This window comes from Cesiribacter sp. SM1 (assembly GCF_020178975.1).
Taxonomy (GTDB): Bacteria; Bacteroidota; Bacteroidia; order Cytophagales; family Cyclobacteriaceae; genus Cesiribacter.
The window spans coordinates 172,786-183,815 of the sequence record NZ_JAHXBU010000089.1; the positions used below are offsets into that span (position 1 = coordinate 172,786).

Consider the following 11,030-nt stretch of genomic DNA (forward strand, 5'->3'; position numbering starts at 1 on the left):
GTGGTTTAAAATTTTGTAGATTTCAGCTTAAGGCCGGCAGTTTCTTCCAGCCCAAACATCAGGTTCATGTTTTGCACGGCCTGGCCGGAGGCTCCCTTCAGCAGGTTATCAATGGCCGTTATGATGAGTAGCTTCTTGCCGTGCTGCTGCAGTTGTATAAAGCAGCGGTTGGTGTTCACCACTTCCTTCAGACTGATTTCCTCCCGGCTCACCACAGTAAAAGGCGCATTACGGTAGTATTGCTCGTACAGCTGGTAGGCCTGCTCCAGACTTAGGTCAGCATTGGTATAGATGCTGGCAAAAATACCGCGTGCAAAATCGCCGCGCAGTGGTATAAAATTAATCTCCTGTTTAAACCCACTATCCAGCTTCCTGATGCTCTGCTTAATTTCATCAAGGTGCTGGTGCTGAAATGCTTTGTACACCGACAGGTTATTGCTGCGCCAGCTAAAGTGCGTGGTAGACGAAAGTCCTGCACCGGCACCGGTAGAGCCGGTGATGGCATGCACATGTACTTCATCCTTTAGCAGCCGCTCCCTGGCCAGGGGCAGCAGCGCCAGCTGAATGCCGGTAGCAAAGCAGCCGGGGTTGGCTACATAGTTGCTGCCCATGATGGCTTCTTTGTCCAGCTCAGGCAATCCGTAAGTAAAAGACTTATCGCCCAGCTTTAGGCCCAGGCGGTAATCATTGCTTAGGTCAATAAGCCTGGTTTTATCAGATACAGGGTTCTCCTGCAGAAACTCCTTTGCTTTGCCATGCGGCAGGCACAGGAATATGACATCTACCTCCTGAATTTCATTGCTGAATTTCAGGTCGGTATCGCCTTTCAGATCGGTATGTACAGAAGTGACGGCTTTGCCGCTCTGGCTATTGCTGTATACGAATTTCAGTTCAGCAGCAGGATGGTGCAGGAGTAACCAGATCAGCTCGCCGGCGGTATAGCCTGTGCCGCCTATGATGCCTGCCGTAATCATGCTTCCTGCTGGTTTTGATTTACAGCATGGTATATCTTCAGGCTATTGGCCATGATTTTGGTGAATCCTTTTACATCTTCGCCAGACCAGCCGTTGTTCTCCTCGCCGTATTTGCCGAAAGTACTGTTCATCAGGTCGTGCTCCGATTCGATGCCCTGCACCTGGAAACGGTATGGCATCAGGGCCACGCGTACTTTACCGCTTACGTTGGTTTGGGTATCGTCCAGAAATTTCTCGATGTTGCGCATTACCGGGTCCAGGAAGGTGCCTTCGTGTACCATCATACCGTACCAGTTGGCCAGCTGCTCTTTCCAGTAGAGCTGCCATTTGGTAAGGGTATGCTTCTCGAGCTGGTGGTGTGCTTTTATGATTACGTATGAGGCAGCAGCCTCAAAACCAATACGGCCTTTAATACCGATAATAGTATCACCTACATGATAATCTCGGCCAATGGCATAGGGGGCAGCCAGCTCTTCAAGATACTGAATGTTGCTTACCGGGTCACCGAATACATCATTTACACCTACCAGTTCGCCTTTTTCAAAATGGAGCACCACTTCAGAAGGTTCTGCTTTTTTTAGCTGGCTAGGGTAAGCATGCTCTGGCAGCGGCTGGTGAGAGGTTAAGGTTTCCTTACCACCCACGCTGGTGCCCCAAAGGCCCTGATTAATGGAGTATTGTGCTTTGGTCCAGTCGCGCTTTACACCTTTTGCGGTGAGGTAGTCAATCTCTGCCTGGCGCGAAAGCGACTGATCGCGGATAGGCGTGATTACCTGGATCTCGGGGCAAAGAATATGAAAAACCAAATCGAAGCGTACCTGGTCGTTACCGGCCCCGGTACTGCCATGCGCAATATAGGAAGCGCCAATTTTCCTGGCATAATTAGCAATGGCAATGGCCTGGAACACACGCTCGGCACTTACCGATAAGGGGTAGGTACCATTACGTAATACGTTGCCAAAGATCAGATACTTTACGCACTGCTGATAATAGGCTTCTGTTTCTTCCAGTGTAACATAGGAAGCTGCACCCAGCTCCATAGCGTTACGTTCAATTGCTTCCAGCTCTGTGGTACTGAAACCACCGGTGTTTACCGTAGCGGTATGTACTTCGAGCCCTTTGTCGTCCTTGAGGTACTTAACGCAATAGGAGGTATCTAAACCGCCGCTAAAGGCCAGTACTACTTTATTGTTCATGACTGTAGTTTTGGTTGTTTTGCTTTAAAAAGTTGCTTAAGGCTGCCGGCTAACTTGCCCATTTTAGCAATCCCCCTGTCATCCTGCTGTATTTCCACCAGCTGCTCTTTTAGCTGCGGCTGTTGCTGCTGTTTTGGCTTGATCAGTTCCTTCAGGTTATTAACCGTTTTATTGATCTTTGCCATTTTGCTTTCCTGGGCAGGATCGTAGAGCATACCTGTGCAAAGGCACATTTTACGCTCGTTGCGGGTAAGGATGTCGAAGTTTTTACAGCTGGTGCAGCCCTTCCAGAACTCCTCGTCCTGCGTTAGCTCCGAAAAAGTAACCGGCTTATAGCCCAGGCTTGAATTGATCTTCATTACCGCCAGGCTGGTGGTAATGCCGAAGATCTTAGCATCGGGATACTTCTTGCGCGACAGGCGAAAAACTGCCTGCTTGATTTTTTTTGCCAGCCCCAGCTGACGATACTGAGGCAGCACAATAAGGCCTGAGTTGGCAATGAACTTAGCGTGGCTCCAGGTTTCTATGTAGCAGAAACCAGCCAGCTTATCATCTACCAGGGCAATTACCGCTTTGCCCTCGGCCATTTTAGACATAATATATTCAGGTTTGCGACGAGCAATACCTGTTCCCCTTGCCGCTGCAGAAAGGGCAAGTTCTTCACAAATTTGTTCTGCGTATTTTATATGCTGTGCACCAGCTTCCACAATGGTCACTTTCATTGGGTATTAGTAGTAATAGGGTAAGTAATAAGGAAGAAGAAAATAAGTGGAGCAAGCAAAGCACGAAGCTTCGCCCAGATTATATCCACCCCGGGGGATTAGATCCTGTGGGTATGCACCCCGCGGGTCGGCACACCACGGGTCGTCGGTGGTGCACTGTAGCATAAAAAGTACAATCCTGTAACGGCCCGGCTGAAAGCCCTGCGGAGGCCTGCTCAACGGCAAAAAGGATATGTAGTTTAGATGTCTTCAATTCCTTAACTGGAAATAGAATGAATGAAAGAGAAACTCTTGTTAAGAAGAAATATGCTGGGGTCTGAGATTGCAGAAGTGCACGGCTTCCGCTATGTATTTAATGTCGCCCGTTAGGGGCGACGGGGTGTACGTCGGGGGCTAATAACAGCAGCACACACAGACAGGGCGTCTGTTAAAAAAAGGGGCGTATGTGCGTTTAGTGCTGTCATTTGTGTACAAATGTAGAATAATAAATTTATTCAACAACAGGCTCTCCCTATTTTTTTTCAAATAGATAATTCTGCCGTTCTGTAGAATCATACGCCAGCCCCCCCTAAAAAGTTCAGCATCGGCCAAATTTTATTGGGACCACACCACAAAAAAAGGCGCCGGACTGCTTACGCAAATCCGACGCCCGGGAATAGAGAAATAGAGAGCTAACAAACAGAGGAGTTAGTTTATCTGCAGAGTAATCGTTATTTACTACTCATTTTTCTTTTGATGCCAGTCTTTTACCTGTCAGATGCACGGCAGCGCTTACAAATCCTACAATGGTAACCGAGCTTAACGGCATTAAAATGGCGCATACAATAGGACTTAGCTGGGCACTAACGGCAAAGCTTAAGCCTATGATGTTGTAGAGGAACGACAGCACAAAGGCTATACGGATGATCGTCATGCTGCTCTTGGCTAGCTGCATGCTGACCGAAATCTTATCAAAGCTCCTGGCATCCAGAATGGCATCGCAGGCGGGCGAGAAATGGTAAATATCATCGCTGATGCTGATGCCCATCTGGCTCTCTTTCAGGGCGCCGGCATCGTTCAGGCCGTCGCCCACCATCAGCACCTTTTTGCCGCTGGCTTTCAGCTTGCGGATGTACTGCAGCTTGTCCATGGGCTGCTGGTTGAAGTGCAGGGCATCAAAAGCTTCCTTAAGAACCTCACGCTCCCGGTCATTATCGCCGCTTAGCAGGTGCAGCTCATAGTTCCGCTTCCGCAGGTCACCCACCAGCTCATCGAGACCATCGCGGTAGTTGCTCTGGAACTCGTAATAATCCAGAAATTTTTCTGCCCTGCGGATGTACACACGTGTTGCACGGCTGGCCCCAGTATTTGCATTGCCTATATATGCTGCAGAACCCAGCTTATACTGCTCGTCATTTACCCAGCCACAAATTCCTTTGCCTGCTTCTTCCGTATACTCCTGCACCGGGCATAGCGGTGCGGTTTCGCCCAGCTTGCTGTAAATGGCCTGGCTTAAGGGGTGTGTTGAGTTGCGGGTAAGCGAGCGAATAGCAGAAGCTGCCTGCTCATCGAGCTCACCATGAAATTCCAGTAGGCCTCCCTTTTTATGGGTGATGGTGCCGGTTTTATCAAACACCAGGGTATCGGTAAGGGCGAGGTCTTCTACTGCCCCGGCATTCTTAAGGTACAAACCCCAGCGGCCCAGCACCCGGATGGTATTGCCAAAGGAAAATGGAATTACCAGCGCCAACGCACAGGGGCAGGCTACGATGAGCACCGCCGTTACAGAATTCCAGATCTCAGCCGGATTTACCACATACCAGTAGGCAGCGGTAGCCAGGCTTAAAAACAGGATAAAGAGGGTAAAGCGCCTGCTTAGGCCCTGCACCAGTGCCGACATTTTATGGCCATTGCCCTTGCGGAAGGCCTCCTGGTTCCAGAGCTGGGTAAGGTAGCTGCTTTCTACTGCTTTCTGAATCTCTACCTCCAGTGTGCCCCCGGTCTGGCGGCCACCTGCGTAGAGCAAATCGCCGCTCCGGCGGTCCTGCGGTTCCGATTCTCCGGTTACAAAAGCATAATCCACCTTGCCCTCTCCTTTCATCAGAATGGCATCGGCTGGTATCAGCTCCTGGTTGCGGATCAGGATCCGGTCGCCGGGCTTCAGGTCTTTCAGCAGCACGGTGTCTTCTACACCGCCTGTTAGTCTGGTAGCGGCTACAGGAAAATAGCTGTTATAGTCACGCTCAAAGCTAAGGGCCTCGTAGGTTTTGCTCTGGTACCACTTGCCGATGAGCAGGAAAAACACCAGACCGCAAAGGCTATCCATATAACCTGCACCAGTAAGGGTCAGGATCTCGTAAACACTGCGGCCCCAGATGGTGAGGATGCCCAGCGAAATAGTAAGATCAAGGCTGATGTAGCGGTAGCGGATGCCCCGCCAGGCAGATTTGTAAAAATCTGTAGCGGAAAACAGCACCACCGGCAGCGATAGCAGCATGTTTAACCAGGCAAAGAACTGCTGGTATTCAGGCTCTACCAAAGATTTACTGTCGAGGTACTCCGGCAGGCTTAGCATCATGATGTTGCCAAAGCAAAAACCGGCAATACCCAGCTTCAGGTAAAAGCTCCAGTCGCGCTTCTTTTTTCCTTTTTCTTTACCAGCTGCTGCCAGTGTAATATCGGGAGCATAGCCCAGGCGGCTAAGCAGCTCTGCCAGCCCTCGCAGGCTTAAGCTGTCTTCGGCCCAGGTAATGCCTACCTCTTTCTTGCCGAAGTTCACTACGGAAGCACGTATGGCAGGCTGCAGCTTATGCAGGTTTTCCAGCAGCCAGATGCAGGAGCTGCAGTGGATGGCCGGCAAGTAAAAGGTTATTTTACTGATGCGGCCATCGGTAAAGCTTAGAAGCTGCTGGCGCACCTCGTCCTTCTCCAGGTAAGCCCAGCGGTCTTTCTGTTCCTCACCACCCTTGCTGTTTGTACGCTCGGGCAGGCTGTAGAACTCCTCCATGCCGCTCTCGTTGAGCAGCTCATAGACTGTCTGACAGCCCTGGCAGCAAAACTGATGATTGTGGCTAAAGAGCGGCTTAGCGGGTAGTTTATCGCCACAGTGGTAGCAAAGGGTTTCGGCTGCTACCGGCTGGGGTGCGGTTTTTATTATTTCAGACATTGACTATCTCCTCTTCTATATCTGCGGCTCCGGATGTGTAGAGCCTTAGGGGTGGATGCAGCATGGCAGAGCCATCCAGCAGCTTTCTGAGCATAGGCAGGTTTTTGGGCGATGGGTTATTCACCACCACCAGCGCCCTTTCATTTAAGCCTACTGCGCTTAATAAAGTATGTTCCGATCCTTCTGTCAGGCGGTGCAGTGCTACATTGCTGAAATGCTGCTTCAGGTATTCTATGAATAACTTTTCTTCAGAAGCCGGCAGTTCGCTGTTATGACTGTAAGTAGAGAGTATGGTAATGGGTAGCTTTTGGGCCAGGCCATCGAGCAGGTAAGTGAACTGCTTAATGCCTGCCATAGCACGGGCAGAGCCATCAAAGGTCATCACCACCTGCTCCAGGTCTGCCGGTTGTGCAGGCAGCACAAAAACAGGGCAGCTACAGTCTTCCAACACTTTGCTTACCGGTACCGGGTGCGGCCCTGCTACCGAAGTAAGGTAGGTTTCCTGCGAAAGCACCAGCAAATCTGCATAGCGGGTCTGGTGCATAAGCTGCTCCAGTGTACAGCCGCTTTCCTGGTGAATGATGGATTTAGCCCCAAGGTCTTTGCATTGCTCCTGCAGGTAGTGGTAAAGGCGGGTTCTGTCGCGCTGGGTATTTTTATGCACACAACTATGCCCTTCTTCACTGCAGCCTGATTCACTGCAGCCTGCATGGCTGGTGGTAACCAGCAGATCTGTGATAACCGTACCCACCACCAGCATCTTTGGCTGTGCCAGGTAGCGGAGGGTAAAATCTATCTCCAGTTCACTGAACTCGCTGCTACCAAATCCTATAATTATTTTTTTGCACCGCATACTCTTCTTGCTTAATGCAGGCACCTTAAAGGCCTGCGACTATTACTCACACTGCAAAAATCAACAGAAGGCACAAGAGGGGCTATGACTGGTATCAAGGCTAAACATGATATTTGTCAACTTTCTGGCATCCAGGAAAAAGAAAGAGGCAGCCTTGGCTACCTCCTGTAAGTTGATTGGTTGGTTTTGATTATTGGTTATAAGCGGGCTGCTTTTGCTAATCCTCTGGGATTTTTTACTACTATTTTTCTGCCCCTGGTTTCAATCAGGTCTTCTTCCTTGAAATCGTGCAGCAGGCGGATAAGTGTTTCGGTGGCGGTACCTACAATATTGGCTAAATCCTCGCGGGTAAGGTTAATTTCAACCTCCTCGCTCTCCTCCCCATCTATGCCGTAAGTATCTTTTAACATCAGCAGGGCCATGGCAAAGCGCTCCCTTACTGATTTCTGCGCAAGGTTGGTCAACTTATTCGACATAACCCCCAGCTCATGACAGATGCTCTGCAACAACCTTTTATTGAAAGAAGGACTATCGGTAACCAGGTGCAGAAAATCAGACTTTGGCAGAAAACAGATGGTGCAGTCTTCCAGCGTTTCGGCCGTTACCGGGTACTCATCTTCGCTGATCATGGCTTTATAGCCCAGCACATCGCTTTCCCTGGCAATACGAATGATCTGCTCTTTACCGTCGGAGCCCAGCTTGTAAACCTTTACCTTGCCTCCGTATATACAAAAAACCCCCAAAGGGCGGGTACCTTCATGAAAGAGCACCTGTCCTTTTTTATAAACCGTACAGGATTTGGCATCCGATACACGCGTTGATTCCTCGGTGCACAAAGCACCAAAAAGGGAATTTCTGCGGAACTGGCAATCCTCACAGCGAACATCCAGGTATTTTTTATTCGGCATACTTCGATCTAATTTTGGCAGCGCCATGCTGAACACAGCCGTCAGCGCAGCTACTTTTCGGTCGAGCAGGAGACATACAATTTCTATTGAAGTTATTGATGCTTCACCCAACCCTAACCTTATCTGTAGCACAAAATTAGTCTCCCCCTCTGCAAGCCACTATGATATATATCAGCTTTTGCCGGAGATTTAGCTGCTTGTTATCATGTTTCTGCTATTCATACATCCATTCAAACACGCTGCGGTAGGCACCTACCTCATGTACATAGTCCAGAAAGCGGCTGTAAAAGGGGTTGTTGCCGAAGGTGGCACTGTCACCAATCACCACCAGTTTTTTTCTGGCACGGGTAAGGGCTACGTTCATGCGGCGCACATCGGCCAGGAAGCCAATCTCGCTGCGATCGTTGCTGCGCACCAGGCTGATGTACATGATATCCCGCTCCTGCCCCTGGAAGGCATCTACCGTGTTGATTGTGAGATCTGGCAGGGCTTCTTTTAAATCTGCCTGCTGGGGGTGCATTTCTGTTAACAGCTTTACCTGTGCCCGGTATGGCGCAATAATGCCGGCTTCCAGTGCTTCGGTGGCTACGCCAGCTGCTTTCAGGCGCTCCAGTAGCGCATTAAGATGCTTGAACAGGGCTCTTGCTTCTTCTTCATTAAATAAGCTGCGGCTCTCCGGATCGAGGGTTTCTGCAAAACCACTGCCGGCCGTGTCTACAAATTCAAAAGGCGCTTCATCTGGCAACAGCTGCCAGCTGGCTACGGCAGGAGCCGCCTGGAGCCTGCCTTTGTAAAACTCTCGGCTGCTAAACTCCATGATCTGGCTATTCATGCGGTACTGCACCTCCAGCATGCGGGCAGCTCCGGTGCGGGTAATGCACTTTTCAAAGAGGGTTTCTGAAAGTCCTTCGCGGGCGGCATCGTAGCTTTTAATTGTGGGTGGCAGCTGCCAGTGGTCGCCGGCAAAAATTACCCGGTCGGCCATTTGTATAGGTATCCAGCAGGCAGGTTCCAGGGCCTGGCCGGCCTCGTCGATAAACAGGGTTTTGAAGTGCATCTCCTGCAGCAGCGGATTGCCTACAGCGCCCACCATGGTAGCACAAAATACCTGGGTTTTGGCAAAAATGTCGTACATGATGTAGTACTCCAGCTGCTCTGCCTGGGCTTTCATATCAGAAGATTCCTTGATCAGCATTCTGCGCTGCTCCCGCTCCGACCGGCCAAAACTGCGCTTGTATTTAAAGGCCATGTTGCGCATTTCTTCGGCTTTGCGGCGCAGCTGTTTCAGCTCTTTATAGCTGGGGTGGCTGGCCATGCGCCCGTCTACGGTGTAGGGCAGGTTATCTTCGTTTACCCGGGCAGGGTGGCCTATTCGTAATACAGATAACTCCTGCTCGGAGAGCTTATCGGCCAATAAATCTACGGCTGCATTGCTGGGGGCACAAACCAGCACCTGGTTTTCTTCCTGTACTACCTGTTTAATTACCTGTACCAGCGTAGTGGTTTTACCAGTGCCGGGAGGGCCATGGATAATGGCTACATCTTCGGCTGCCAGGGCATAACGCATGGCTTCCTGCTGCGGCTCGTTGAGGTTGAGTCCTTCGGGTATAGGGCCCAGCGGACGAAAATTAGGCTTATGATGCCCAAGCAAAGTATCGCGCAGCTCAAGGGTGCGGCCCTTTGCTTCCAGAATTTTATACATGGCAGCATCCATGGCTTTATAGCTGGCTTCATCAAACAGCAGGTCAATGCCCAGCTTGCCGTCGTATAGCCAGTCGGGCAGGTCGTCGCCATTGAGGGTAAAGCGCATGCGGTTGCCTTTTACCCAGTTTACCACCGCCGCCGCCCTGTTGGCTGTGGCGCCCCCTTTACTGTTGTCATTTACGAACAGGCTAATGGTTTTACCTGCATTGAAAACATGCGGCTCATTTGGATTGCCAATACGCTCCACCTCCATCACATAGCGCTCACCGGTTGAGATCCGGTGGTTGATCAGGTTAATGGGATACCAGCACAGGCCTTCTTTTTTGCGGTCTTCATGAGAAGTGTTGAGTACTTTATTCCTGTAGTACTCCAGCTCTGCCTTTTTCTCTTCTTTAAGCAGCCTGCGGGTGTGCTCCAGCTCTTCTTCGGGTTTCGGTAGTGGTTTATGTGTAGCCAAGATTTATATAGATGTTAGAGTTTAGAAGATAGAAGAAAGACAAAACTGCGGCATTGCTGTCAGTTTTTTTTCCCGAGACGCCAGCATAATCGTTTTCTTACGTTAGTCTGCCTGAAACAGGCACAGATTTAACTGCCCAAACACAAGTATAAAGTAGCATAACTATTTTTGCGGCAAAAGGTAACAAAAAAGCCACTCGAGCGAGTGGCTACACGGTAAAGGTTTCTGTACGGAGCAGCCTCAGTAGGGGAAACGCCAGGATATTCCGGCACTTACATAGCCATTTTCTGCCTCTTCTGTTAAGCCAAATCCTCCTGAAAGGTCTAGCTGCAGGTTGTAGAGCACAAGGTATGTAAAGCCCCCATCGGCAGAAAGACTCACATCGTCACTATTTTCCTTCTCACCAAACACCTCTACATAAGCACCCAATTTATCGGTTAGTTCTCTGCTCACAGCAAGCGTATATACCACTATAAATTTATTCCGCCCCATGTAAGCACCTCCTATATTGTACCCAAGCCCTACTTTATCAGTCAGACTATGGGAGAACAACCCCCGCACCAGGTACTGACTTGTTTCACCTTCTCTAAGCACCTCCGAACCTGTAGGCAATACATAATCCAGAATAACAGCAGCCTGTGGCCGCAGGGCTTTTTCGTTCCAAAGTAATATTTTTGTACCAACTGTTAAAGGGCCTAAACCATCCCGGACTATTTCTCCATTTTCCACATCTATATGCTGGCGCTGTAATTGTTGTGTTAAACGAAGTTCAGCAAAACGGGCAAGGCCAATGCGAAGTAAGGTGGAATTATAATCCAGCGTAGAACGGCTTCTGTTCTCCCAGTTCATTTTTACTTCTGTTTCTAGTTGTAGTGTTCTTACTGGAACCAGAAAAGCCGATTCTGTCTGATCTGGACGATCAGTAATAATGGGCAGTGTTTCCTTAACAAGCTCCTGCGCCCATACTGCCTCTTGCATCAAAATCAGGATTATCGTAAAAAGATATCTCATTTAAAAAATATTTAGACTAGACTAAAAATATATTTAACTTTATGTAAACATATAAATTAG

Annotated in this window: 8 protein-coding genes; all 8 read right to left on the reverse strand. The window is 49.6% G+C overall.

Annotation, left to right across the window (positions count from 1 at the left end; translation table 11 throughout):
* Positions 1-5 precede the first annotated feature (5 nt).
* Positions 6-974 carry an N-acetyl-gamma-glutamyl-phosphate reductase gene (gene argC / locus KWJ01_RS15870; protein WP_224997695.1) on the reverse strand — a complete coding sequence of 323 codons (969 nt, stop codon included), beginning with the start codon at positions 972-974 and terminating at the stop codon, positions 6-8.
* A complete protein-coding gene (locus tag KWJ01_RS15875; protein WP_224997697.1) occupies positions 971-2,170 on the reverse strand; it encodes an argininosuccinate synthase in 1,200 nt (399 codons plus the stop codon). Before KWJ01_RS15875 ends, argC begins: the two co-directional genes overlap by 4 nt.
* Positions 2,167-2,892 (reverse strand): GNAT family N-acetyltransferase, encoded by a 726-nt coding sequence (locus KWJ01_RS15880; protein ID WP_224997698.1) that lies wholly within the window; start codon positions 2,890-2,892, stop codon positions 2,167-2,169. Before KWJ01_RS15880 ends, KWJ01_RS15875 begins: the two co-directional genes overlap by 4 nt.
* Before the next feature lie 721 nt (positions 2,893-3,613).
* Entirely contained in the window at positions 3,614-6,037 is a 2,424-nt protein-coding gene (locus KWJ01_RS15885) for a heavy metal translocating P-type ATPase metal-binding domain-containing protein (RefSeq protein ID WP_224997699.1), read from the reverse strand.
* Positions 6,030-6,890: a hypothetical protein gene (locus KWJ01_RS15890; protein ID WP_224997701.1), complete on the reverse strand. Its 861-nt coding sequence runs from the start codon at positions 6,888-6,890 to the stop codon at positions 6,030-6,032. Before KWJ01_RS15890 ends, KWJ01_RS15885 begins: the two co-directional genes overlap by 8 nt.
* A gap of 197 nt (positions 6,891-7,087) precedes the next feature.
* Positions 7,088-7,798 (reverse strand): Crp/Fnr family transcriptional regulator, encoded by a 711-nt coding sequence (locus KWJ01_RS15895; RefSeq protein WP_224997702.1) that lies wholly within the window; start codon positions 7,796-7,798, stop codon positions 7,088-7,090.
* Between the two features lie 214 nt (positions 7,799-8,012).
* Positions 8,013-9,959 carry an AAA domain-containing protein gene (locus tag KWJ01_RS15900; protein ID WP_224997703.1) on the reverse strand — a complete coding sequence of 649 codons (1,947 nt, stop codon included), beginning with the start codon at positions 9,957-9,959 and terminating at the stop codon, positions 8,013-8,015.
* Positions 9,960-10,199: 240 nt separating this feature from the next.
* On the reverse strand, positions 10,200-10,937 hold the full coding sequence (locus KWJ01_RS15905; RefSeq protein WP_224997704.1) for a transporter: 738 nt from the start codon (positions 10,935-10,937) through the stop codon (positions 10,200-10,202).
* Positions 10,938-11,030: the final 93 nt, after the last annotated feature.